Genomic DNA, 23,470 nt, shown 5'->3' on the forward strand with positions numbered 1-23,470 from the left:
CACATTCGACAGAGGACAGACTATGAATCAGCTCATGAATCAACCCAAGCCCGTTCGATCGACAGCGCGCCGCGCATTCGCCACGCTGGCCGCAGCGCTCGCGTTCACCGGCGCTGGCGCGCTCAGCGCGTTTTCGCCGGCCGCTCATGCCGATGCGCTCGACAGCATTGCCAAATCGGGCACCGTGCGCATTGGCGTGTTCATGGACTATCCGCCGTTCGGCTCGATCGGGCCGGACATGAAGCCGATGGGCTATGACATTGACGTCGCGAATCTGATCGGCCGCGCGCTCAACGCGAAGGTCGAACTGGTGCAGGTGACGGGCGACAACCGCATGGCATACCTCGCGGACCGTAAGGCCGACATGCTGCTGTCGGTCGGCCAGACGCCCGAGCGCGAGAAGGTGATCGACTTCTCGCAGCCGTACGCACCGTACTACCTGGCCGTATTCGGCCCGAAAGCATTGCCGGTGAAAAACGCCGCCGATCTGGCGGGCAAATCGATTTCGGTCGCGCGCGGCACGCTGGAAGACCTGAGCGTGACGAAGATCGCGCCGCCCAGCGCGAACATCAAACGTTTCGACGATCCTAACGGAGCAATTTCGGCGTTTCTTTCTGGTCAGGTACAGTTGATGGTCGTCGGCAACGACGTCGGCGCTACGATTCTCGCGCGTCATCCCGCGAACGATCCCGAGCAGAAGTTCTCGCTTTTCAGCTCGCCGGATCACGTCGGTTTGAACAAGAACGAGCCGCGTCTGAAGCAGAAAGTCGACGAAACCATAGCCAAGGCCCGCAAGGACGGCACCATGAATGCGATTTCGCAGAAATGGCTGCGCACGCCGTTGCCGGCCGACCTCTGATTTTCCTGTACGGAGTTTGACTCACGATGAGCGCCACGCCATGACCTATGCGTTCGATTTCAGCGGCTTCGGCCTCTATGCGGGGATGCTCGCGCGCGGTGTAGCCGTCACATTGGGACTCACGGCGATCTCGACCTTGCTCGGCGCCGTGGTCGGCATCGCGGGCGCGAGCGTCGCCGTGGCCGGACCAAAATGGGCGCGCTGGGTCGTGGCGAGCTATGTGGAACTGATCCGCAACACGCCGTTCATCGTGCAGTTGTTCTTCGTGTTCTTCGGCTTGCCGAGCCTCGGTATTCATATCGACGAAATACAGGCGGCAATTCTGGCGATGACCGTCAACCTGGGTGCCTACGCAATCGAAATCGTGCGCGCGGGCATCGACTCCATTTCGCGCGGCCAGGTTCAGGCCGCGCAAGCGCTCGGTCTCCATGGACGGCAAGTGTTTCGCTACATCGTTCTGCCGCAGGCGCTCGCCAATGTGTTTCCCGCGCTTCTGAGCCAGGTGCTGATCGTGATGCTCGGCTCGGCGGTGGTGTCGCAGATCTCCGTTCCCGATCTCACGTACGCAGCCAACTTCATTCAGTCGCGCAATTTCCGGTCGTTCGAGAGCTACCTGATCATCACGGCGACGTATCTGCTGCTGTCCATCGTGCTGCGGCAAATTCTCAACCGGTTCGGACGCGGCCTGTTTGCGGGCCGCACCGCGCGCGGCGCCGACAGCGCGCCTCGCAGCTGGCGCGCCCGCCTGATGTGGCGCGGCGCCCGCACCCTGCCCGCGGAGCGTTGATCATGGTCGAATTCACCCTGTGGGACATCGCTCGCAATCTGCTGCTCGCGGCGCGCTGGACAGTGCTGCTTTCGTTGATCGCGTTTGTCGGCGGCGGCATCGTTGGCCTGATCCTGCTCGCCATGCGTGTGTCGCCGATCGCGTGGCTGCGCCGCATCGTCGTGCTCTATGTGGAGGTGTTTCAGGGCACGCCGCTACTCATGCAACTCTTTCTCGCGTTTTTTGGTCTGCCGCTTCTCGGCGTGGACGTGTCGCCGTGGGTCGCCGCCACGGTCACGCTCACGCTTTACACGAGCGCGTATCTGGTCGACATCTGGCGAGGCTGTGTGGAAGCCGTGCCGCGCGGTCAGTGGGCCGCCGGCGCGAGTCTCGGCATGACGTTCAGCCAGCAGTTGCGTTATATCGTCTGGCCGCAGGCGCTCAAAATCGCCGTTGCGCCGACGGTCGGCTTTCTCGTGCAGGTAGTCAAGAGCACTGCGCTGGCGTCGATTATCGGCTTCACTGAATTGACGAAGACCGGCACGATGATTACGAACGCAGCGTTCCGGCCGTTTCCCATCTACGGGATGGTCGCCATGATCTACTTCGCGATGTGCTTTCCGCTGACCTGGTACGCACGCGTGCTGGAGAAGCGGCAAAAGGTCGGACAGCATCGCTAGACCTCGCGAGCCGGGTGCGTCGCAGAAGGTAAAAAGCGTCAACCGCCGAAAGACGGTTGACGCTTTTTCATGCGCTCACGCTTTACGCTACAGCTAGCGCGCCGCTTGAGTCGACTTGCGCAGCTTCGTCACGTCGGCGGCCGTGACTGCGGGCGCGCCGTTGTTCCAGCCGGCGCGCACGAACGTGAGCACGTCGGCGATCTGCTGGTCGTTGAGCACCGGCGCGTACTTCGGCATCGGATACGGCGCGGGAATGCCGCCGATCACGAGGTCCTCGGTGCCGTTCAGCGTCACGTTGATGAGCGACGACGCGTCCTTTTCCAGCACGTTCGGATTGCCGGCCAACGGCGCGAGCATCGGCGCAAAACCGCGTCCGTCGACGCCGTGACAATGCATGCAATACGCGGTATAGACGCGCGCGCCGGCATCGTTCGCGGGACGGTTGAGCGACACTTTCGTCGTTTGCGGATCGTACTTGTAGGGCGGCGCACCGTTGCCGCCCACCGCCGGCAGCGACTTCAGATACGTCGTCATCGCCGCGATATCGCCGTCGTTCAGGTTTTGCGTGCTGTTGTTGATCACGCTCGTCATCGAGCCGAATGCGGAAGCGTGACGATTCGCGCCGGTCTTCAGGAACGCCTGCAAGTCCTGATCGCTCCAGCGCCCGAGGCCGACGTTATGTTCGCCGGTGAGGTTCGTCGCGTACCAGTTGTCGAGCAGACCGCCAGTCAGAAACGCGCTGCCGGTTTCGTCGAGCGCCTTCTCCTGGAACGCAATGCCGCGCGGCGTGTGACATGAGCCGCAGTGCCCGAGTCCCTGGATCAGATACGCGCCGCGATTCCATGCGACGTCCTTGCCCGGCTTGTTCTGGTACACGCCCTTCTCGAGGAACACCATGTTCCAGAGCTTCAACGGCCAGCGCATGTTCATCGGCCATTTGATGTCGGACTCGCGATTGGCCTGCTGCACCGGCGCGACGCCGCTCATGAAAAACGCGTAGAGCGCTTTCATGTCTTCGTCGTTGACCTTTGCATACGACGGATACGGCATCGCCGGATACAGGTTGTGCCCGTCTTTCGCGACACCTTCGCGCATGGCGCGGGCAAAGTCCTGTTCCGTATAACTGCCGATACCGGTTTGCGCGTCAGGCGTGATGTTGGTGGTGTAGATCTGGCCCATCGGCGTGTTCATCGGCAAGCCGCCCGCGAACGGCTTGCCTTTCGGCGCCGTGTGGCATGCAGCGCAATCGCCGGCCTTCGCCAGATACGCGCCGCGTTGCACGAGCGCCTGGTCGGCTGCGGATGCCGCCGCGCTTGCCGGCGATGTCTGGGTCAGAAAAGGCAACGCCACGCATAGCGCCGCACCGAAACCCTTCAGAGTGTTTTTCATGTCGGGCTCCCGTTAAGCGGTTTTCAACTGGCTGCCGACCGGCAATTGCCGCAGCCGCTTGCCGGTGGCCGCGAAAATCGCATTGGTCAGTGCGGGCGCGAGCGCGGCTGTTCCCGGCTCGCCGATGCCGCCCGGCGCCTCGCTGCTCTTCACGATATGCACGTCGATAGGCGGCGTCTCGTCGATACGCAGCATCCGGTAGTCCGTGAAGTTGTTCTGCTCCACGCGGCCGTCCTTGATCGTGATCTCGCTATAAAGCGCCGCCGTAATGCCGAAGATGATCCCGCCTTGCACCTGCGCTTCGACGGTGTTCGGATTGACGACCATTCCGCAATCGACCGCGCACACCACGCGCTTGACCGCCACCTCGCCCTGATCGACCGCGACATCGACGACGATCGCGAAGTAGCTGCCGAACGCATGCATGACCGACACGCCGCGCCCTTGGCCCTTCGGCACCGCGCTGCCCCAATTGGCCGCCTGCGCGGCAGTGTTGAGCACGTTCAGCGCGCGCGGCGTCTTGCCGAGCAGATCGCGCCGGTATTTGACCGGGTCCACCTTGGCCTCGGCCGCGAGTTCGTCGATAAAACTTTCGACCACGAACGTGCCGCGCGTCGGGCCCACGCCGCGCCAGAACGCGGTGGGAATGGCGTGCGGCTCCTGGCGCACGTAGTCGACAAGCTGGTTGGGCAAGTCGTACGGCAGATCGGACGCGACTTCGACCGCGTCGGGATCGAGCCCGTCCTTGAATGCAGGCGGTGCAAAGCGCGCCATGATCGACGAACCGACGATCCGGTGCTGCCACGCGAGCGGCTTGCCGTTCGCGTCGAGGCCTGCGGAAATCTTGTCGTAGTAGTACGGCCGGTACATGTCGTGCTGAATGTCTTCTTCGCGCGTCCACAACACTTTGACGGGCGTCGACACCTGCTTGCCGATCTTGACCGCCTGCGTGACCATATCGAACTCGAGCCGGCGACCGAAGCCGCCGCCGATCAGATGGTTGTGCACGACGATCTTGTCGGCGGGCAAGCCGGTCACGGCCATTGCCGCGTCGCGCACGCGCGTGGGCACCTGCGAGCCGAGCCAGATTTCGCAGCCATCGGGGCGCACATGCACGGTACAGTTGATCGGCTCCATCGTGGCATGCGCGAGAAACGGCTGCTGATAGACGGCATCGACTCGCGTCTTCGCGTTCGAAAAGGCGTGCACCACATCGCCGTCTTTGCGTGCGACCGCGCCGTTGCGTTGCGACGCATTGGCCAGATCGTCGACGATCTGCTTCATCGAAAGCTTTGCGTCCGCGCCCTCGTTCCATTTGATGTCGAGCGCCTGCAGCCCGCGTTTGGCTGCCCACGTGTGATCGCCGATCACGGCGACCGCGTTGTCGATCTTGACGACCTGACGCACGCCGGGGATCTTCTTCGCGTTGGTATCGTCGACGCTCGCAAGCTTGCCACCGAACACGGGACAGTTAGCGATGGCCGCGTAGACCATGTCGGGTAGTCGCACGTCGAGGCCGAACGTTGCGGTGCCATCCACTTTTTCCGGCGAATCGAGGCGCTTCACAGCCGTGCCGATGATCTTGAAGTCTTTCGGGTCCTTCAGCGGCACGTTCTGCGGCACCGGCAGCTTGGCCGCGGCATCCACCAGCTGGCCATAGCCGATGCTGCGATTGCTCGCCGCGTGAATGACCTGGCCGGATTTCGCATGACAGCTCGCGGCGTCTACTTGCCATTGCTGCGCGGCCGCGCCGATAAGCAGCATGCGCGCGGTGGCCCCCGCCTTGCGCATCGGTTCCCATGCATAGCGGATCGACGTCGATCCGCCGGTGAGCTGGCCGCCGAGCAGCGGGTCGGTGAAGAGCTTCTCGTCAGGCGGCGCGTGATCGAGCGTGACGGTGTCGAGCGGCACTTCGAGTTCTTCGGCGATCAACATTGGAATCGACGTATAGACGCCCTGACCCATCTCGACCTTAGGAATCACCAGCGTAACCTTGCCTGCCGTGTCGATCTGGATGAATGCATTCGGTGCGAACACGCCGTTCTGCGCCGCTTCGTTCGCGTCGCCGCCAATCACCGACTTGCCGGCTTTCTGGTCCTGACTGACGGCCGGCATGCTGAAGCCGAGCAGCAGCCCGCCGCCGGCCGCCGCGCCGACGGTCACACTCAGCTTGAGGAATGTGCGGCGCGACACGCCGCGCTTTCCGTTTGCCTCGGGCGAAGACGTTGCGCCGTTCTGTGCATCGAGCAATCCTTGCGACATATCAGACTCCCTTCGCCGCATGCTTGATTGCAACGCGGATGCGGTTGTACGTGCCGCAGCGGCAGATGTTGCCGGCCATGGCCGCGTCGATGTCAGCATCGGTAGGATTGGGGTTGCTCGCAATCAGCGAGGCCGCCGACATGACCTGGCCCGACTGGCAGTAGCCGCATTGCACCACGTCCAGTTGGCGCCACGCCTGCTGCACCTTCTGGCCCGCGGGCGTGTTGCCGACTGCTTCGATGGTCGTGATCTTCTTGTCGCCGACAGCCGCCGCCGGCAATACGCACGAGCGCACTGCGACGCCGTCGAGATGAACGGTGCAGGCGCCGCATTGAGCGATACCGCAGCCGAACTTCGTGCCGGTCAAGCCGACGAGATCGCGAAGGACCCACAACAGAGGCATGTCGGGCGGCGCGTCCACGGTATGTGTCTCGCCGTTGATATTGAATGTTGTCATGAGCGACTCCTTGTGGGGTTATCTTTTGCCATGCTGTTTAGTCATGACCGGCGTTCAAAACGCAATGACTCGCCGCGTTTATTCGACAGCAATGACTAATGCACAATGACTATGCGCAATGCCAATATGCGCCGTTGCAAACGCGTCGTCGCGTAACTGCACGCCAGGCATCGCGCTAGTGACTGTGAGGGTTCGGCGAATTGTAGCCGTGCATTAAGAACTTCGCCTGGACCCCGCCATTGCTGTGCAATGGCACCGGAGCGGCCCCAGGCGCCGCATTTTTGTTAGCATGGGCGAGACCTGCACTGACCATCCGAAGGAGCCGCATCATGAACGACCAGCAATGCACCCAATTCCTCTCGGAGATCCGCAGACCTTTGCTGGCGCTGCATAAGGCGATACTCGATCATGAGCGCGCGTCGTACGAGAAAGAATTCGGCCCGGTCACGCCTGCGGCGTTTCTGCAAGTGCTGATCAACGGTACAGGCTTCCGCTGGCTCACGCCGCTCTCGACGATCATCGCGAACGTCGACGAAATTCTCGACGACAAGGAAGCCGACGCCACGGACCGGATCGCCGCTGCCGAAGCCGTTACCGGCCTCTTCTCCCCCGACCAGCCGAATAATATTTTCCTGCCGCGTTATCTGCCGCTGTTGCAGGCCGATCCGGCGATACTGCATCTGCATGGCCAGGTATCGCAACTCTTGCGCGGCGCGCAAGCGAAGTAGTCGAAGTAGTCACTGACAGGCCGCGTCTCCCGGATTTCCTCACCGTTCGCAAGCGGTTGCATGTGAATAGTCTGCGTCGATCCAGCGTGGTTGCTCCTACACGGCGGAGCGTCGCCAATCAGCGATTACCAGGCTTTGCTAACCATGACGGCGCAAAATCGCCCTGATTCAAGGGCATTCATGCGCGATTCGTAAAGATGAGGCATGCGCGATCGGTCGAAGGACATGCTTTGCAAGGGCGATGAAAGACCTATCGACCAAATTGCCTGGGTTTGCTGAACAATTTTAAGGTGAGCTTTTGCGGGATGTGAGCGGTCAAGCGGAGGAGAGTCTGGAGGTGATCGCGGCGCCGGCCGTTTAAAACCACGCAAAACCGTGATGCATGCTGTCGCGAGCCCTGCTAACGTAGGCAGACTTCGTCACAACCGCTCACTGCCATGAACGACTGGCCACTGCCCCAAACCTATACGTTCCGCGATCAAAGCGTGCGCTTCAACGTGACAGGAACCGGCCCGCCACTCGTGCTGGTGCATGGCACACCGTTTTCATCCTATGTGTGGCATCGCATCGCGCCACATCTCGCGCAACATCGCACGGTCCATTATTACGATTTGCTGGGCTATGGGCAGTCCGCCATGTGCGACGGCCAGGACGTGTCTCTCGGTGTCCAGAATGAGTTGCTTGCCGAGTTGCTCGCGCACTGGCAATTGAAGAGCCCGGATGTGATCGCGCATGATTTCGGCGGAGCCACGTCGTTGCGTGCGCATCTGATCAACGGTTGTGACTACCGCAGCCTCATGCTGATCGATCCGGTCGCGCTCGCGCCGTGGGGTTCGCCGTTCGTCCAGCACGTGCGCCGCCACGGCGACGCCTTCGCAGGGCTGCCGTCCTATATTCACGAGGCCGTGGTCAACGCGTATGTGCGCGGCGCGATCGCGCGCGACATCACAGATCACGAGCTTGCGCCGTACGTGACACCATGGCTCGGCGCAACAGGGCAAGCTGCGTTCTACCGGCAGATCGCGCAAATGGATCAGCGCTACACAGACGAAGTCGAACCCCGCTATCCGCAACTGCGCTGCCCGACGCAGATTTTGTGGGGCGAAGAGGATCGGTGGATTGAGCTGGAGCGCGGCCGCCGTCTGGCCGCGCTGATTCCGCAGGCGCGCTTTCAGGCCGTGCCGCGCGCGGGCCATCTGGTGCAGGAAGATGCGCCGGAAGCAATCGTCGCGGCGGCGCTGGGGTGGCTCGGGCAGCTCGACTGAAGCCGCCCGACGAGATGCGCCTAGCCGCGTCCTTGCGGCAGATACGGCATTGGATCAATGGGCTTGCCGTCGCGGCGCAATTCGAAGCCGACCGAGACGCGTGAGTTGTTCTGATCGCCCATCTCGGCGATCTGCTGCCCTTGACGAACGATGTCTCCGGTCTTGACCAGCAGCTTGCGGTTATGCGAGTAGGCGGTGAGGAAGTCTTTGTTGTGCTGGACGATGATGAGACTGCCGTAGCTGTTCAGCCCCGTACCGGCGTACATGACCTTGCCGTCGGCCGCAGCACGAACCGGATCGCCTGCCTTGCCGCCGATCTCTATGCCGCGCGTTTCGCCCGGCTGAAACCCTTCGACCACCCGGCCGCCCGCCGGCCACGCGAGCGCGACACCGTTCGCGTGACGCATGGTCTGTTGCGCGACTTCGCGCGCTTCGGCGGCACTGGGCCCGGCCGAAGCTTGCGCGGCTGACGACGTTCCGGCTGCCGCAGTATCGGCCGCGGAAGTCTGCGCGACAGAGGCGCTCGACGTAGCAGCGGCGGCTTTGGCGGCAGCCGTAGCCGCGTTGACCGCCTGCACCGTTTCCGGCGATGCAACACGCAACACCTGGCCCCGCTTCAACCGCGACAATGCCTTGAGGCCATTCCAAGCCTGCAACTGCCCAACACTGCAATGATGACGCTGCGCGATGCGCGCCAGCGTGTCTCCGCGCTTGACCCGATACACGAGCGGCGGCGCTTTCCTGAGTGGTGAGGCTTCATTGGCGGCGGGCGCCGGCGTATTCGCCGATGCAGACAGTCCCGCCGTGCCTGCCACGTTTGTAGCGCCTGTTGCCGATGCCCCGTCGCCCTGCGCACCCTGCTGCCCGACGTTCGCGCAACCGGTCATCGCAAGCGCCAGCCACGCGCCGGCAATGCTGACCATTATTGCTCTGTCGAAACGCTTTCCGATCATGTTCGAATCCTGACGTATCTTGTTGGCAGGTCGCAGGCGCCTTGCCGCATGCGCGCGATTGAACAACGCGCAGCCTTTCGTTTGGCGGCCCGGCGAGCGCGCGTTGCGCGCCCCGCACCCTTGCTGTTCTTGCCTTGCATTCGACCGGCCCGGCTCGTCGATTCGTCGCTCGCGCGGCGGCGGATTCGGGCGCTCAAAGCAGCCACTCCCTTCGAGTACGGGCCAGACCGGACTAAATTCCCAGCAGAATTGTAAAGTGGCTTCAACAGAAAACCCGGCGCGTCACACAGTCTGATACAAACGTTACGCACGGCCTTGCATGCGTCGTTGCGCGCGCAACGGGCGGGCAACGCGGTCGACGCCATCTGCTTAACGGCACGCCGCCGTCATAACTTGAATGGCCGGTTCGAAAAGGCGATGGGCCACGCACAGCAGTCGACCTGCGAGTGTCAGCTGTAGTACTGCCCCGCATAGCGTACGTAGCCGACGGGATGGTGAGTGAAATGCAGGACTGGCAGGACAGGGTCCGAATTGTCGTCGGTCGGATAGGCGCTCGCCTCGGGAATGTATTCGCCTTGCACCTCGATCGGTTGACCGGCTTGTAGTCCGGGAATCTCTTCGGACAGTCCCTCGTTGTCGCCGAAGCGAACCGCCACGAACACTTCTGTGCCCACCAGGTTTTGCGTGCCGCCTTCGAACTTCAACACTTTGTCGATCTTGATGACCATATGCTGATGATTCGCGCCGTGGTGGTTGTCCGGACTCGCGAATACTTTGCTGATTGTGCCTTGCACGCAGGCGAGCGGCGCGCCCAGCGAATGAACATAGCGATGGTGAGGAAGAATTTGCGTCGCACGATTGCTCATGAAATCTCCATCGAAGAAGTCAGGTCAATGTCCCACGGTTGACTAAGCCGGGGCGGAGCCCGTATCCGCCCTCGCGCTTTAGGATTTCTCCGAAGCGTGATTAGGAAACGGACGATAGGTTGAAGAGCATAAAAAAAATATTCTTAGGCCTCTTTTGTTGCTGACTGCCGCGCACCGAAAAAGCTCCCCAGTTACTCAACTGAAATACCTTCCCTTCAGAATATTTTGCTTCATCAACCCTCACCCGGACGATGAAGAAGTCGAGGCTCAAGTGGATTCTCTTACATCAGCCAACCGCTTCATGAGCGGTTTCTTCTTTGGCGCCGTGATCGCTACCGCCATCATGGTGCTGTTCTGCGTCGGGGCTGAATTTTCCCCGCTCATGGCCAGACTGCATGCATTCGAACAGGTCATTGCGACGGCGGTCATCTCGCTCCTTATCGCCGACACCAGGCCGGTTCTGTACAAGACGGTATGGAGCAAGCGCCGCAGCAGCTTTATTCTCGACGAAGATCTGAGTGCGACTCTCCGCGGCCGAACCTTCGGTATTCCCGCAGGCGTGATGGCCGGCATTCTGGTGCAAAACGTCCTGATGAACTGAGTATCGAATGAAGCAGCCGGTGCGAATGACCGGCAAAAAACGACGCGCCCGGTGAACTGCTCACCGGGCGCGTTTTTCTTTTGTATCGTCGTTATCGGCGGCGGCGTACAGGCCGGATCTAGAATTTATGCCGTATCGCGGCGCGCACCACGACCTGTTTCGATGTCGACGACGGCGCTTGCGCGCCGGTTATAAACGCATCATCGAGTATCGAGTAAGTGGAATCGCCAGTCACGTGCTGGTACTCGCCTTGAATGTAGACATCGGTGCGCTTGGACAGGTTGTAATCGGCCATCAAACCAAACGAATGGATTTTCGGTTTGACGCCGCCGCTCGACGCGTCGTAATTTTCCATCGTGTACACGTATTGCGCCCCGACGAACAGCACCGGTGAAAACTGGTATTTTCCGTTCAACTCGAAGTTCTGATACTTCAACGAATTCAGCAATACGCCGGGCGGCACGAGCGGCGTAACGCCGAGATAACCATTGCCGGTCGGATTCAGATAATTCGAGTTGCTGTATACAAAGCCCGCCGTAGCCGGACCGAAGTTATAGGTAATGCCGCCACCGAATACGCGCATACGGGTTGCGATAAAGCTCGCGTCATTGGCGGTAATTGCGCCATTCACGCCATTGCCGGGATTATTGGCCTGTAAATAGGCGGCGCTCACGAGCAGCCCTCCATAGGCGTACTGTCCGCCGACGCTATAAGCGCGGTTATTGCCGAAGTTGGTATCGTTACTGAAGCTGTACGTGCCGCCGAATTGGAAACCGCTAAGCGACGGGCTCGTGTATTTGACGGTGTTGTTGAGGCGAAACGAGTTATCCGTGTTGTCGTTATCGTAGGGGTGCGAGAAGAGCGAGCCGGCCCAATTGCCATTGGCCGTGGTCTGCGCCAGATAATCGACTACCGAATCGTATTGGCGCCCGAACGTCAACGTGCCAAAGCGGTCCGCGCTCAGGCCGACGAAAGCCTGCCGCCCGAACATACGGCCACCCTGATTGAATCGCCCCGAACTCAGGTCGAAACCATTCTCGAGCTGAAAAATCGCCTTGAGGCCGCCGCCAAGTTCCTCCGCGCCCTTGAGCCCCCATCGGCTGCCTTGCGCATAGCCGCTCGCCAACTCGTAGGCATGGCCACGGCCGGCGTTGTTCGTGTAGTTGATGCCTTCGTCGAGCACGCCGTACAGCGTGACGCTCGTCTGCGCCGAAGCTGGTGCGCTGAAAGCGGCGGACACAGCGGTGGAAACAGCGAGCGCGAACACTTGCTTGTTCATGACGATCCCCCTGCACTCGAGTAATGGGCCTAACTCGATCCGACGCCTTCTTCTTGACCCTACGACAACGCGCTTCTAGATGCCTGACGCGCTTACGGGAAATCCTCACACGCCGTAAGCCGTCCGTCCATTGGGTGTCGCCTGGATATGTCAAAACGTTGCGAAATCTCCACTGTCTTTAACCGCCTATTCCGCCGACAACCCATATGGGCGGGCTTCCCATTTGCGTGACTCCGAGCAGACTTGTCACAGAAAGAAATATAATCGCTGACTTTCGCGGCACCGAAGCGGAACTCCGCCGCTCTGCCCGGGTCATTTTTACTGCATCGTGCAACCGTGCCTTCGTGCCGGTCGACAGCGGCAACGCGATTGCGCGGCCGCCGCAGCACTCATCCACTATTCCAAAGCCATGTGAGACGCCCGACGCGCTGAAAGAGCGCGCCGTCGCACGCGGCTGCTTTTGGCATAAAAACAATGAAACCGTCGCAATCCCGTTTAGTCGAGCTCGACTTTTTTCGCGGACTCGTTCTGCTGATCATCGTGGTGGACCACATCGGCGGAAGCATTCTGTCGCGCGTCACGCTGCACGCGTATGCGCTGTGCGACGCCGCGGAAGTCTTCGTCTTCCTCGGCGGCTTTGCTACCGCGACGGCCTACGCGGCGCTCGCCGAGCGGCGTAGCGAAACCATCGCGCGCAACCGCTTCCTGCGGCGCTCGCTGGAAATCTATCGCGCGTTTCTCGTGACCGCCGGCCTGATGCTGCTCGTGAGCGCGGTCCTGAACGCATTCAGCATCGAGGCGCCGAACCTCGCGATCACCGACCTCGACGACCTGATGGACACGCCCGTCGCCGCCATGCGTGACATCCTGTTGTTCCGCCGCCAGCCTTACCTTGCGTCGGTGTTGCCCATGTACGCTTTCTTCGCGCTGCTCGTGCCGATGATCCTGCCGCTTGCGCGCAGCAAGCCTTGGCTTCTGCTTGCCGGCAGCGTCGCGCTGTGGGCCGGCGCGCCGGCCATCAATGCGTATCTGCCGGCCGCGCCCGACATGCATTGGGACTTCAACCCGTTCGCCTGGCAGTTGCTGTTCGTGCTCGGCGCGCTCGCGCGCTGCCAGCCCGTCTATCAGCGAGTGAGCGAACATCGCTTGGGCTGGCTCGTCACTTTCGCGGCGTGCTCGGTAGTGGCGCTCGCCGCTTACTACAAGCTCTTTATTGAACGTGAGCCGCTCGATGCGAGCTTCAAGCAGAATCTGTCCTACTTGCGAGCGGTCAACTTCCTCGCCATCGCATGGCTTGTCGCCAACCTGATCGAGCTTGGCTGGGCAAAAAAACTCGCTGAGTCGCTGCCGTTGATCGGTGTCATTGGACGCAAGGGCCTGCTTTGCTTCATCGCCGGCGCAGTGATCTCGCTCGTGGTGGACTCGGTGCTGTATGCGGCAACCGACGGCTATCTGAACTATCCGCTCGGTCTGCTCGCCGACGCGTGCGCGGTCACGGCCTTGTTCGCCGTCGCGTGCGGGACCGAGCCGCTCAAGCGCCTCGTGACGCGTCTTTTCACCACGCGACTCCGCACGTCGCCGTAACGCGCCGAAGGCAATAGGCACGGCGGCACTCTCGACACGCCGCTTTGCAAAGCTTTCACCCCACTGCGTGCCCGGTATCCGGAACAGAGGATCGCCGTAAAGCTCTTTGGACAAAGAGCCACCGGATGCTGATAGCATGACGGCCGCGCGTCATCTGGCGCGGCTGCTTCCTACCCTGACATGCGTCCATTCCTACACTCCGTGCTGGCTGTTCTTTGCGCCGCTTGCGGCGCTTCGTCTTTTGCAAGCACGGTAACGAATCGAAGCTTCCATTCGTCCGCGCTCGGACGCGACTGGTCCTACACGCTTTATCTGCCGACCGGCTATCGTCCGGATGCGGCGCGCATTCCGGTCATCTATCTCCTGCACGGCAACAATGGCGACGCGAATGACTGGATCACCCAAGGCCATCTGCAAAGCACGGTCGACGCGCTGATCGAACACCGCGATATCCCGCCGGTCGCGGTCGTGATGCCGCAAGGCGGCACCGACTGGTACGTCGATCGCAAGGAAAAGATGGAGACCGCTTTCTTCGACGATCTCCTCCCAGAGATCGAAACGCACTACGCCGTGTCGACCCAGCGCGCCGGGCGGATGATCGGCGGCGTCTCGATGGGCGGCTTCGGCGCGTTGCGCTACGTGATGACGCAGCCGGAACGGTTTTGCGGCGCGCTGCTGCTAAGCCCTGCCATCTATGCAAACGAGCCGCCGCGCGGTTCGGCCGCGCGACGTGTCGGCGTGTTCGGGGAGCGGCAATTCGATCCGCGCATCTGGCACGAACTGAACTACCCGGCGCAGTGGGAGCGCTATATGAGCCGGCCTTATCGCGTGCCCGTCTTTATCGCCGCCGGCGACGACGATCTCGCCATTCAGGCCGACGCGTCTTTGCTTTACACGCACCTTCGGTTGGCCGGCAATCCGGCAGCGCTGCGCATTATCGACGGCGGCCACACGTGGGACGTATGGAGCGCCCTTCTACCGGGCGCATTGAAATACACACTCGGCTGCGCGAGATCGCCGGTGCAGGAGCATCCGTCGAATCAGCGGCCCTGAGGCGGGCGCCGCGCAGAGCGGGACCGGGCATTGCATTGATGTGCATGCAACTACTGCACGAGATCGGTCCACAGCACCATCAGCACGGTCATCAACGCGGGGCCGATAAAGAGGCCGAGCAGGCCGAACGTCTCGGCGCCGCCGAGAATGCCAAAGAGCACCAGCAGAAACGGCAGGCGCGTCGAGTTGCCGATCAGCACGGGCCGCACGAAATGCTCAGCGACGAACACCACGATCGCACCGAACACCAGCAGACCGATTGCGCCGGCCACCGATCCTTGCGAGAACAGCCACAACGCGGCGAGGCTGAAAGTAATCGGTGCGCAGAACGGCAACATCGCAGCAATCGCGGTGATGAGCGCAAGCAGCGCCACATGCGGCAAGCCCGTTACGAAATAGGCGACGCCGAGCAACGCGCCTTCGCCGAGTCCGACTACCACGAGTCCGGACACGGTGCCGCGTACCGCCGTGGCCATGCGCTGAACGAGCTGCGCGCCGTCTTCACCGAAACCGCGCCGCAGGCCCCGGCTCAATGCGCCCGACAGACGCGGCCCTGCCTGGAAGATCACGAACAACGTCACCAGCATGAATGCGAAGACGGTGACCGCATGCACGGCGCGCGCGCCGAAGTGCCGCCCGAGCGTGACGACCGTGGTGCTGTGCAAGCCCTTCATCGCTGCGGAATCGCGCAACGGCGGCGCGAGATAGGTCTGCCACCACGCCGCGACTTGCTGTGCACCGAACGGCAAACGGTGAAGGAAATCCGGCATTGCAATGCCGTTCTCCTGCGCGGTCTTGAACCACTCGCTGAGGTCACGCGCTTCGCGCAAGGCCTGCGCAATGCCGATGCCGACCGGCAGCACCACGAGCAACGCTATCGCAAGGGTCAGCACGGCTGCGATCAAGGTGGTGCGGCCGGTGAGCCAGCGGTTGCCTTCGACCTTGCGCAGCAGCGGCCACAAGGCAATCGCCAGCACGCCTGCCCAGGCGACCACCGGGATGAAGTCGCGCACGACCCACAACGCCAGCAGCACGAGCCCAATGTAAAGCACCAGCGAAGCCGCCCTCTGCTTCTTGACGCGCCCAGGCGTTGCCGGCAACTCCGTGGAATGCGTCGAGCCTGGCGGGGTGACGGGTGGACGTGAATTCATGTGAGCTCTTCTATTAATGCCAATGTTGAAACCGGGATGCGCGCGAGCCGACTCGCCAAAGCCAAACACGTTAGACTTGCGGGACGCGCTCGAACCATCGCAATGACATCTTAAAGGAAGCGCGCGCACGCCTCTGACCGCGGTTCTGGTGTCTCAGCGATTACAACACTGCGTTGCAAAAAACGCTCCTATCCGATTTCGTGATAGCAAGCTCGCCGCTAGGCCCCGCCGATTCAAGCCCCTTCGAAAGTCAAGTCTGATTGTTGCTAATTGGGGAACAGTGTTTCAACGGGGACACAATGGCTCTGCGGCGCGCGCAGGTCTACATTCGGCACACCCACAAATACGGAGCCGACGATGATGACCCTGGAGTCCATCCCCCTTGACGGTACCAACGGCGTACGCATCGAAATTCTCGAGCGCTCCGACACGACGCTGGTGATCCGCTGGGTCGAGCCGGGGCGATGTCATTACGGCGAGCAGCGCTGGCGGCGCAGATCCGCGCACACTTCCGGAACCTGCGCGGTGACGCGTCGCAAGATTCGACGCGGCGACGCGGTGTTCAAGCCGGCCGAGCGCCCAGCGCCGGCGAATGCTTCCGCCATGATTTGCGCCGAAATTGTCGGCGCGCTACCTGCCGAAGCCTGATTTTTCTGCTGTATCCGTGTCTGCATGCCGGCGCGGCCACACGGTTCCAAGACCGCGCCGCGCACAACCCTCCCCCGATTGCGGCCCTTCGCCACGTGCGTTAAGGTGGACCTGCTTGCGTTACGTCACCCGCCTGCCCACCGCGCGGCGGTAACGTGACGTGCATATTCACCTATCGCGCCGTGCGCGCCACGGCGCTGCTCGAGGGCATACCATGGCAGAAGACACGCCGCATCCGTCGACCCGGCAGGACACCGGCGCGGCGAGCGCGCCTCCCACTCCTTTAGTCGCTCCGCAGCAATTTGCCACCGACGTCCTGCTCGAAAAGTACGCGAAAGGCGACGAACAATCCGCCGACGACATCTTCAGGCGCGTCGCCCGCGGCGTCGCCGAGGCCGAACCGCCGGAACTGCGCGAATCGGTAGAAGCGCTTTTCGTCGATAACCTGCGACACGGCGCGCTCGGCGCCGGCCGCATCATGAGCGCGGCGGGCACCGGCATCGCGGCCACGCTGATCAACTGCTTCGTGCAGCCGGTCGGCGACGCGATTCAAGGCGTGGACGAACAAGGGCTGCCCGGCATCTACGTCGCGCTGCTGCAAGCCGCGGAGACGATGCGCCGCGGCGGCGGCGTCGGCTACAACTTTTCGGCGATCCGGCCCAAGGGCGCGCGCGTTCACACCACGAGTTCGTCGGCGTCCGGGCCGTGCAGTTATATGGATGTGTTCGACGCGTCCTGCCGCACGGTCGAAAGCGCGGGCTCGCGGCGCGGCGCCCAGATGGCCGTGCTCGACTGCAATCATCCGGACCTGCTCGAATTCATCGAGGCGAAGCACTCGAAGGGACGCTGGAACAACTTCAACGTCTCTGTCGGCGTAACCGACGAATTCATGCGGGCGGTCGAAGAAGATCAGCCCTGGCAGCTCGTGCATCGCGCCGAGCCGTCGCCGGCGCTGCGCGCGGCAGGCGACGTCAGACAGCGGAACGACGGTATGTGGGTCTACAGCGAGCGGCCCGCGCGCGAGATCTGGGACCGCATCATGCGCTCCACTTACGACGTCGCAGAACCGGGCATCGTCTTCATCTCGCGGATGAACGACGACAACAACCTGCGCGCCGTCGAAACGATTCGCGCGACCAACCCTTGCGGCGAACAACCGCTGCCCGCTTATGGCTGCTGCAACCTCGGCCCGCTGAATCTCACGCGTTTCGTGATCGATCCGTTCGCGCAAATGAAAGGCGGCAAGCCGTCATTCGACTGGGACGGTCTCGCGAGGCGCACGCGCACGCAGGTGCGTTTTCTCGACGACGTGCTCGACGTCACGCTGTGGCCGCTGCCGCAGCAATACGAAGAATCGCGCGCGAAACGCCGCATCGGCGTGGGCTTCACCGGACTCGGCGATACGCTCGTAATGCTCGGCTTGCGCTACGACTCGCAGGAAGGCCGCGACTTCGCCGTGAGTATTGCGCGGCTGATGCGCGACGAGGCGTATCGCGCTTCGGTGGAACTCGCGAAGGAGCGCGGCGCGTTTGCGCTCTTCGATGCCGCGCGCTACCTCGAAGCGGGCACGTTCGCATCGCGCTTGCCCGACGACATCAAGGAGGCGATTCGCCGCCACGGTATTCGCAATAGCCATCTTCTGTCGATCGCGCCGACCGGGACCGTAAGCCTCGCATTCGCGGACAACGCGTCCAACGGCATCGAGCCTGCATTCTCGTGGACCTACACGCGCATGAAGGTGATGGCGGACGGCGGCCGCGAATCGTTCGATGTCGAAGACTACGCGTACCGGCTTTATCGCGAGCTGGGCGGCGACGTGAGCCGGCTGCCCGACTATTTTGTCAGCGCACTCGAAATGTCCGCGCGCGATCATCTGGACATGATGGCGGCCGTGCAGCCTTACGTGGACACGTCGATCTCGAAGACGGTCAACGTGCCCGCCGACTATCCGTTCGGCGCCTTCGAGAGCCTCTATTTCGATGCGTGGAAAAGCGGCCTCAAGGGTCTCGCCACGTATCGGCCGAACGAAACCCTCGGCGCGGTGCTCAGCGTGAGTCCGCCCCAAGCCGACGACACGCTGGCCGAAACCGATCTCGATCCGCTGCGTATCGCGATCGACCATCGGCCGAAAGGCGAGTTGCCGGCGATCATCGAGAAGGTCGAGTATCTGACGCAAGCCGGCAAGAAATCGCTATACGTCGCGGTGTCGTTTATCGAGGTGACGGGGCGTCTCGGCGGAGAAGACGTGACGATCGAGCGGCCCATCGAGTTCTTTATCCCGACCGGTCAGCGCGACGAGTCGCAGCAATGGATCACGGCCACCATGCGTTCGCTGTCGCTCGCCGCGCGCGGCGGGTTCGTCGCACGCAATCTGCAGGACATGCGTAAGGTGTCGTGGGATCGCGGGCAAGTGCGTCTTGGCGAAGTGCAGCGTCTGGACGGTCACCGCACGCCGCGCTGGCACGATTCGGAAGTCGCCGCCCTCGCCTTTGCAATCCAGCAGATCCTGCATCGGCGTGGATTCCTCGATGCCGAGGGCAATCAGGTTCCATCGCGCCTGCTCGCGCGTTTGCCGCGCGGACAGATGAAAGCGGAAACGGCGTTGCCCGCGGACTTCGGCATCCGCCCGCATCCGGGCGAAGCCGAAACCAGCACATTGCAATCGACGCAACCCGGCGTGCTACCAGGACTGCATACGATGCTGGGGCGCAAATGCGGGTCGTGCGGCGCGAACGCGGTGATTCGCAAGGACGGTTGCGACTTCTGCACGGCGTGCGGCGAAGTGGGGGCTTGCGGGTGACGGGCGCGGGCCGCTACGAATCGTGACGAGTCTGAAACGACTCATCACACCAACTCACGACACGAACGTTGCCCGCACATCGTCCGATAGAGGAATGCGCACCGCGACGACAGTACCCGAACCGGCGCTGCTCGCAATCGAGAGCGCTCCGCCGATCAGGCGGGCGCGCTCGGCCATGCCGAGCAATCCGTACGAGCCGCGGTGCCCGGCCGACACGGCATTCAGATCGAAACCGCAACCATCGTCGCGAATCTCCAGGTCGATCGACGCGTCGTCCGAACGCAGCGTCAATACCACGCGCGACGCGCGCGAGTGGCGCGCCACATTGGTGAGCGACTCCTGCGCAATGCGGAAAATGGCCGTCGCGCACGAATCCTCGAGTGCGGGTTCGTCGCCATATGTCACGAACGAGCAGCGAATGTGGTGGCGTCCGTGGAAGTCCTCGGCGAGCCATTCTAGCGCGGACACAATGCCGAAATTCAACGCTGCAGGCCGCAGATGATTGGCCACATTGCGCACCATCCACATGGTTTTCTCGACGAGTTCGCGCATTGCTTCGGTCTTGCGCAGCGCGTCCGGATTGCCCGCCAGTTTCATCTGCAGCAATGAAATGTCGATCTTCAGCGCGGTCAGAAGCTGGCCGAGTTCGTCGTGAATTTCGAGTGCGATACGCTTTCTTTCCTCTTCACGAATCACTTCGAGGTGCCAGGACAATTGCCGAAGCTCCTCGCGCGAAGCCCGCAGTTCCTGCTCGGTGCGCTTGCGCTCAGCGACTTCCACCTGAAGCCTGTCGCGGTGGCGGCGCAGATTGTCCAGCGCATGTTTGCGAGCCGTGACATCGGCAAGCAAACCGTCAAGCCGAACGATATCGCCGTGCGAGTGCGCGACGCCGCGCGCGCTCAGTTGTACCCAGATAGCCGTGCCGTCAGGTCGCGTGAGCTGCAAATCGAGCTCGGCTATTTCGCCGTCCTGCTTCAGGCGCGCAAAGAGGTCCTCCACCAGCTCGGACGAAAACGGCCGCTTGCCCGGCTCGCCGGTTCCGGCAGCGACCAGCGCCGCTGCGCTGCCATAGCCGAGCAGACGCGCCATCGCCGGATTGGCTTCCTCCAGCCAGCCGTTGCGGTGCAGGCGGAAAATGCCTTCGAGTGCGTTTTCAACAATGCTCCGGTACTTCTGTTCACTGTCGTAAAGGCGCGCCGTCGATTCGCGCAGGCGATCCGCCATTGCATTGACGCGCGCGGCGAGGCGGCCGAGTTCGTCGTCGGACTCCACCGCGCAACGCGCATCGAGATTGCCGCCTGCTATGCGGTCCACCATTTCTTCGAGCCGGTTGACGGGGCCTCGCACCATGCCATTCAGCAGGACCAGCGTGGCCGCATAGAGCGTGGCGACCATGGCGGCTATCGTCGCGAGAATTGCGTTGCGCGCATCGCGCATTGCCTGCATTGCAGGTGCTCTCGACAGTTGAACGCGGACCTCGCCGAGCTTCTCGCGCGGCGCATTGCCGGGCGGCTGGTATTCAATCGGCCGCACCCGCACCACGTCGCTGGACGGGTCGGCACGGCGTGCACCCTTCGCCTCGGCCACGACGCCATAGCCTACCGCGGTGACCGTGAACTGCACGACCTCCGGATTCGGCGAAAGCGCGGCAAGCTGGGCGCTGATCGCGCCGCGGTCCACGTTCCAGAGCGGCAACGCGAGCGAACGGCTGAACAGATCGGAAATGCGCGCAGCACGTTCTTCGAGTTCGGAAAATTTCTGCGCGCGCTGGCGCTCGATCAGCAGATAAGCCGACGTGCCCGCGACCACCGCGACCAGTATCGCGAGCGCGAGCATGAGCTTCGCGTGCAGATTCAACGAGCGTAGACCCGGAAGCGAAAATGGACGCATCACCCGCTCCCGGCGAATGGACCGACAAGCCGCGCGAGACTGAAATCGTAGGGGCCGGGCTCGGGATGGCGCACCTTCGAAAACATCGTGAAATCGAGTTCGTCGCCATGATCGAAGATCGCCTGGTTAAAGCGCTCGACGTTCCCCTGATGAACCACGCTCAGAAAGTCCAGCGCCTGGCGGGCGCCTCCCGATGCCGCAAAATCTTTGCCGTGATGGTAGTCGTATAGCAGCACCATCGCCCACGCGCCGATGAAGTAGTCGCCGCCCACCATCGCGGCAAGTCCACCCTCGGCGACGCTGCGCAGCGCGCCTGGCAGCGCGCCCATGCCGCCTACGAGCACCCGCGCGCCCCGCGACCGGACCGCGCTCAACGCGCCTAGCGCCATTGAATCATTAGCAGCCCAAACAAGATTGGTGTCCCGATAGCGCGCAAGCAGCACGCGCGTCTTTTCCTCGCTATCCGCATAGCTCCAGTCGCTAAACACCAGTTGATACATCCGCGAGCCGCCGACGCGCGACAGGAACGCGTCGACACCCGAGGCGCGTTCCTGCGAAACCGGCGTGTTGGGATCTCCGGTGATGCCGATCACCCTGGCCGGTTCGCCGGCTAGCCGGCCGCACAAATAGCTCATCAGGCGATAGCCGCCGCTCGCCGCGTTGGCTGTCACCGTTCCGATCCAGTTCCGTATGGCTTGCCGTTCGTCGCCGATTTCACGACGTTGCCGCGCGGTCACGTCGTTATGAATGACGACAACTTTCGAAGACGAGCGGGCAAGCGACTGAAGCATCTGCTGGGCGGCCATTTTTTCATTGACGATCACCACGTAATCGGGAGGATCGGCGCGGCGCGCGACTTCCTCGGCCTGACGCAACATAAGCAGATGATCCCGCTCGGCGTACACAACGTCGAGACGCATGTCGAAAGACCGCGCCGCAATGCCCATGAATTCCGACACCAGTTGCCAGTGCTGTCCGGTGCCATGCTCGACGGCCTCACCCGGGTTGAGGAACACCACACGAGGTCTGCCCGCCGATGCGCGAGCCAGACTGACCGGGCCGAGCAGAGCGCCTAGCGAGCATGCAGCGAGCGCATCTCTGCGTTTCATATCACCAATAGGCCGACCATGACGCGGGATACTCATTATGAATCTACCGCCACGTCATTGCACCTCTGGCAAATGCGTAGGCGGCGTTCACAGAGGTCGCAATGGACAGACGAAAGACAGCGGCGTCTGGTCAGATCGGGGTCAACACAGGCTCGCCGGCGAAATGCCGGGCAGCGTTTCGCAGAAAATTGTTCACGGCTGCCGCTATCGCGTCGGGGGAGCGTCCGCCGACGTGCGGTGTCAACACCACGTTGCGCAACTTCAGCAAGGCAGCAGGCGGCTGCGGTTCGCCCTCGTAGACGTCGAGTGCCGCGCCTGCGATCGTCCCTGCTACGAGCGCTTGCGCGAGCGCAGCGGTATCGAGCACGCTGCCGCGAGAAACGTTGACGACGAAACCATCCGGGCCCAGCGCCTCAAAAACCCTGGCGCCGATCAGATGATGCGTACCCGCACCGCCGGGCGTCGCGATCACGAGGAAGTCGCACCACTGCGCGAGTGCTTCGACGCCGTCGAAATACGATAACGATGTGCCTTCGCGCGGCTTGCGGTTGTGATAGCCGATCTCCATGTCGAAGCCGGCGCCGCGCCGCGCGATCTTCTCGCCGATGTTGCCGAGCCCCACGATGCCGAGACGCTTGCCCGAGACGTCCGGACGCATCGGCAATGCATCGCGCCATACGCCTTCACGCGTCGCCTCGTCGAGTCGCGGCACATCGCGCACGATCGACAGGAGCAACGCGAACGCGTGGTCGGCGACGCAGTGATCGTTGGTGCCCGCTCCGTTCACGAGCACGATGCCGCGCGAGCGCGCATGGTCGACGGCAACGTTTTCGTAGCCCGCGCCGAGTGCGCTGACGAATTCCAGCTTCGGCATGCGATCGATCTCAGCCGCGCTGAGCCCGCGTGTACCGTTCGTCAGCACCGCGCGGATCATTGCGCCGTGAGTGGCGATGACAGCGGCATGTTGCGCCGGATCGGGCGCGTAGACGCTATCGAATTCTGCCTCGATAGAAGCGCGGCTCGCGTCGTCGAGGTGAATGAGAATCAGCAGAGAAGGCTTCATGTCCGTCCTTTTTCCCGGTGGCGTGTGTGCAGGTTGCAAACGAAACGCGTCCAATCGAGTGTAGCAA

Annotated in this window: 20 protein-coding genes; 10 read left to right on the forward strand and 10 right to left on the reverse strand. The window is 62.4% G+C overall.

Features of this window, described 5'->3' with window-relative positions:
* Nucleotides 1-34: 34 nt before the first annotated feature.
* The 3 genes from SB753_RS25260 to SB753_RS25270 are packed head-to-tail and all read left to right on the forward strand — an operon-like array spanning nucleotide 35 to nucleotide 2,305.
* Nucleotides 35-859 carry a transporter substrate-binding domain-containing protein gene (locus SB753_RS25260; protein ID WP_087754534.1) on the forward strand — a complete coding sequence of 275 codons (825 nt, stop codon included), beginning with the start codon at nucleotides 35-37 and terminating at the stop codon, nucleotides 857-859.
* 40 nt (nucleotides 860-899) lie between these two features.
* A complete protein-coding gene (locus SB753_RS25265) occupies nucleotides 900-1,646 on the forward strand; it encodes an amino acid ABC transporter permease (protein WP_020070418.1) in 747 nt (248 codons plus the stop codon).
* 2 nt (nucleotides 1,647-1,648) lie between these two features.
* Entirely contained in the window at nucleotides 1,649-2,305 is a 657-nt protein-coding gene (locus tag SB753_RS25270; protein ID WP_027800089.1) for an amino acid ABC transporter permease, read from the forward strand.
* Between the two features lie 93 nt (nucleotides 2,306-2,398).
* On the opposite strand, the gene SB753_RS25275 is transcribed toward SB753_RS25270, so the two are convergent.
* Genes SB753_RS25275 through SB753_RS25285 form a run of 3 tightly spaced genes read right to left on the reverse strand, consistent with a single transcriptional unit; the run spans nucleotide 2,399 to nucleotide 6,413 of the window.
* On the reverse strand, nucleotides 2,399-3,694 hold the full coding sequence (locus SB753_RS25275) for a cytochrome c (protein WP_087754445.1): 1,296 nt from the start codon (nucleotides 3,692-3,694) through the stop codon (nucleotides 2,399-2,401).
* A 12-nt stretch (nucleotides 3,695-3,706) separates the two neighbouring features.
* The gene (locus SB753_RS25280) at nucleotides 3,707-5,956 is read right to left on the reverse strand and encodes a xanthine dehydrogenase family protein molybdopterin-binding subunit (RefSeq protein ID WP_087754446.1); all 2,250 of its coding nucleotides are present in this window, start codon (nucleotides 5,954-5,956) and stop codon (nucleotides 3,707-3,709) included.
* 1 nt (nucleotide 5,957) lies between these two features.
* Complete coding sequence (locus tag SB753_RS25285) at nucleotides 5,958-6,413, reverse strand: (2Fe-2S)-binding protein (RefSeq protein WP_020070414.1); 456 nt, start codon at nucleotides 6,411-6,413, stop codon at nucleotides 5,958-5,960.
* Nucleotides 6,414-6,742: 329 nt separating this feature from the next.
* On the opposite strand from SB753_RS25285, the gene SB753_RS25290 reads away from it, so the two are divergent.
* Both SB753_RS25290 and SB753_RS25295 read left to right on the forward strand, forming a co-directional pair.
* A complete protein-coding gene (locus tag SB753_RS25290; RefSeq protein WP_020070413.1) occupies nucleotides 6,743-7,141 on the forward strand; it encodes a hypothetical protein in 399 nt (132 codons plus the stop codon).
* Nucleotides 7,142-7,578: 437 nt separating this feature from the next.
* The gene (locus tag SB753_RS25295; protein ID WP_087754447.1) at nucleotides 7,579-8,406 is read left to right on the forward strand and encodes an alpha/beta fold hydrolase; all 828 of its coding nucleotides are present in this window, start codon (nucleotides 7,579-7,581) and stop codon (nucleotides 8,404-8,406) included.
* A 20-nt stretch (nucleotides 8,407-8,426) separates the two neighbouring features.
* Here SB753_RS25295 and SB753_RS25300 read toward each other — a convergent pair whose 3' ends face one another.
* A complete protein-coding gene (locus SB753_RS25300; RefSeq protein WP_410802441.1) occupies nucleotides 8,427-9,359 on the reverse strand; it encodes a peptidoglycan DD-metalloendopeptidase family protein in 933 nt (310 codons plus the stop codon).
* Between the two features lie 449 nt (nucleotides 9,360-9,808).
* Nucleotides 9,809-10,225: a hypothetical protein gene (locus SB753_RS25305; protein ID WP_020070410.1), complete on the reverse strand. Its 417-nt coding sequence runs from the start codon at nucleotides 10,223-10,225 to the stop codon at nucleotides 9,809-9,811.
* A 157-nt stretch (nucleotides 10,226-10,382) separates the two neighbouring features.
* Here SB753_RS25305 and SB753_RS25310 point away from each other — a divergent pair, with 157 nt between their 5' ends.
* Nucleotides 10,383-10,826: a hypothetical protein gene (locus SB753_RS25310; protein WP_227471270.1), complete on the forward strand. Its 444-nt coding sequence runs from the start codon at nucleotides 10,383-10,385 to the stop codon at nucleotides 10,824-10,826.
* A 118-nt stretch (nucleotides 10,827-10,944) separates the two neighbouring features.
* Here SB753_RS25310 and SB753_RS25315 read toward each other — a convergent pair whose 3' ends face one another.
* A complete protein-coding gene (locus SB753_RS25315) occupies nucleotides 10,945-12,105 on the reverse strand; it encodes a porin (RefSeq protein ID WP_020070408.1) in 1,161 nt (386 codons plus the stop codon).
* Nucleotides 12,106-12,579: 474 nt separating this feature from the next.
* On the opposite strand from SB753_RS25315, the gene SB753_RS25320 reads away from it, so the two are divergent.
* Entirely contained in the window at nucleotides 12,580-13,689 is a 1,110-nt protein-coding gene (locus SB753_RS25320) for an OpgC domain-containing protein (protein WP_020070407.1), read from the forward strand.
* 180 nt (nucleotides 13,690-13,869) lie between these two features.
* The gene (locus SB753_RS25325; RefSeq protein ID WP_020070406.1) at nucleotides 13,870-14,742 is read left to right on the forward strand and encodes an alpha/beta hydrolase; all 873 of its coding nucleotides are present in this window, start codon (nucleotides 13,870-13,872) and stop codon (nucleotides 14,740-14,742) included.
* 50 nt (nucleotides 14,743-14,792) lie between these two features.
* Here SB753_RS25325 and SB753_RS25330 read toward each other — a convergent pair whose 3' ends face one another.
* On the reverse strand, nucleotides 14,793-15,893 hold the full coding sequence (locus SB753_RS25330) for an AI-2E family transporter (RefSeq protein WP_410802444.1): 1,101 nt from the start codon (nucleotides 15,891-15,893) through the stop codon (nucleotides 14,793-14,795).
* Between the two features lie 360 nt (nucleotides 15,894-16,253).
* Here SB753_RS25330 and SB753_RS25335 point away from each other — a divergent pair, with 360 nt between their 5' ends.
* The gene (locus SB753_RS25335; protein WP_027779345.1) at nucleotides 16,254-16,541 is read left to right on the forward strand and encodes a DUF3331 domain-containing protein; all 288 of its coding nucleotides are present in this window, start codon (nucleotides 16,254-16,256) and stop codon (nucleotides 16,539-16,541) included.
* A 214-nt stretch (nucleotides 16,542-16,755) separates the two neighbouring features.
* Entirely contained in the window at nucleotides 16,756-19,341 is a 2,586-nt protein-coding gene (locus tag SB753_RS25340) for an adenosylcobalamin-dependent ribonucleoside-diphosphate reductase (RefSeq protein WP_410802445.1), read from the forward strand.
* Nucleotides 19,342-19,395: 54 nt separating this feature from the next.
* Here SB753_RS25340 and SB753_RS25345 read toward each other — a convergent pair whose 3' ends face one another.
* The 3 genes from SB753_RS25345 to SB753_RS25355 all read right to left on the reverse strand — a co-directional run bounded on the left by SB753_RS25345 (nucleotide 19,396) and on the right by SB753_RS25355 (nucleotide 23,403).
* A complete protein-coding gene (locus tag SB753_RS25345) occupies nucleotides 19,396-21,231 on the reverse strand; it encodes a histidine kinase (RefSeq protein WP_410802447.1) in 1,836 nt (611 codons plus the stop codon).
* Nucleotides 21,231-22,340, reverse strand: coding sequence for an ABC transporter substrate-binding protein (locus tag SB753_RS25350; RefSeq protein ID WP_410802449.1), 1,110 nt, complete (start codon nucleotides 22,338-22,340; stop codon nucleotides 21,231-21,233). Before SB753_RS25350 ends, SB753_RS25345 begins: the two co-directional genes overlap by 1 nt.
* A gap of 130 nt (nucleotides 22,341-22,470) precedes the next feature.
* Nucleotides 22,471-23,403, reverse strand: coding sequence for a 2-hydroxyacid dehydrogenase (locus SB753_RS25355; RefSeq protein ID WP_410802451.1), 933 nt, complete (start codon nucleotides 23,401-23,403; stop codon nucleotides 22,471-22,473).
* Nucleotides 23,404-23,470 lie beyond the last annotated feature (67 nt).

Source organism: Paraburkholderia sp. SIMBA_053 (assembly GCF_046534895.1).
Classification (GTDB): domain Bacteria; phylum Pseudomonadota; class Gammaproteobacteria; order Burkholderiales; family Burkholderiaceae; genus Paraburkholderia; species Paraburkholderia caledonica.

Coding starts and splice junctions, on each gene's coding strand:
- SB753_RS25340 (WP_410802445.1), top strand. CDS start 16,756: ATGGCAGAAGACACGCCGCATCCGTCGACCCGGCAGGACACCGGCGCG.
- SB753_RS25275 (WP_087754445.1), bottom strand. CDS start 3,694: ATGAAAAACACTCTGAAGGGTTTCGGTGCGGCGCTATGCGTGGCGTTG.
- SB753_RS25300 (WP_410802441.1), bottom strand. CDS start 9,359: ATGATCGGAAAGCGTTTCGACAGAGCAATAATGGTCAGCATTGCCGGC.
- SB753_RS25335 (WP_027779345.1), top strand. CDS start 16,254: ATGACCCTGGAGTCCATCCCCCTTGACGGTACCAACGGCGTACGCATC.
- SB753_RS25285 (WP_020070414.1), bottom strand. CDS start 6,413: ATGACAACATTCAATATCAACGGCGAGACACATACCGTGGACGCGCCG.
- SB753_RS25270 (WP_027800089.1), top strand. CDS start 1,649: ATGGTCGAATTCACCCTGTGGGACATCGCTCGCAATCTGCTGCTCGCG.
- SB753_RS25265 (WP_020070418.1), top strand. CDS start 900: ATGACCTATGCGTTCGATTTCAGCGGCTTCGGCCTCTATGCGGGGATG.
- SB753_RS25305 (WP_020070410.1), bottom strand. CDS start 10,225: ATGAGCAATCGTGCGACGCAAATTCTTCCTCACCATCGCTATGTTCAT.
- SB753_RS25260 (WP_087754534.1), top strand. CDS start 35: ATGAATCAACCCAAGCCCGTTCGATCGACAGCGCGCCGCGCATTCGCC.
- SB753_RS25330 (WP_410802444.1), bottom strand. CDS start 15,893: ATGAATTCACGTCCACCCGTCACCCCGCCAGGCTCGACGCATTCCACG.
- SB753_RS25350 (WP_410802449.1), bottom strand. CDS start 22,340: ATGAAACGCAGAGATGCGCTCGCTGCATGCTCGCTAGGCGCTCTGCTC.
- SB753_RS25280 (WP_087754446.1), bottom strand. CDS start 5,956: ATGTCGCAAGGATTGCTCGATGCACAGAACGGCGCAACGTCTTCGCCC.
- SB753_RS25320 (WP_020070407.1), top strand. CDS start 12,580: ATGAAACCGTCGCAATCCCGTTTAGTCGAGCTCGACTTTTTTCGCGGA.
- SB753_RS25325 (WP_020070406.1), top strand. CDS start 13,870: ATGCGTCCATTCCTACACTCCGTGCTGGCTGTTCTTTGCGCCGCTTGC.
- SB753_RS25295 (WP_087754447.1), top strand. CDS start 7,579: ATGAACGACTGGCCACTGCCCCAAACCTATACGTTCCGCGATCAAAGC.
- SB753_RS25355 (WP_410802451.1), bottom strand. CDS start 23,403: ATGAAGCCTTCTCTGCTGATTCTCATTCACCTCGACGACGCGAGCCGC.
- SB753_RS25290 (WP_020070413.1), top strand. CDS start 6,743: ATGAACGACCAGCAATGCACCCAATTCCTCTCGGAGATCCGCAGACCT.
- SB753_RS25315 (WP_020070408.1), bottom strand. CDS start 12,105: ATGAACAAGCAAGTGTTCGCGCTCGCTGTTTCCACCGCTGTGTCCGCC.
- SB753_RS25345 (WP_410802447.1), bottom strand. CDS start 21,231: ATGCGTCCATTTTCGCTTCCGGGTCTACGCTCGTTGAATCTGCACGCG.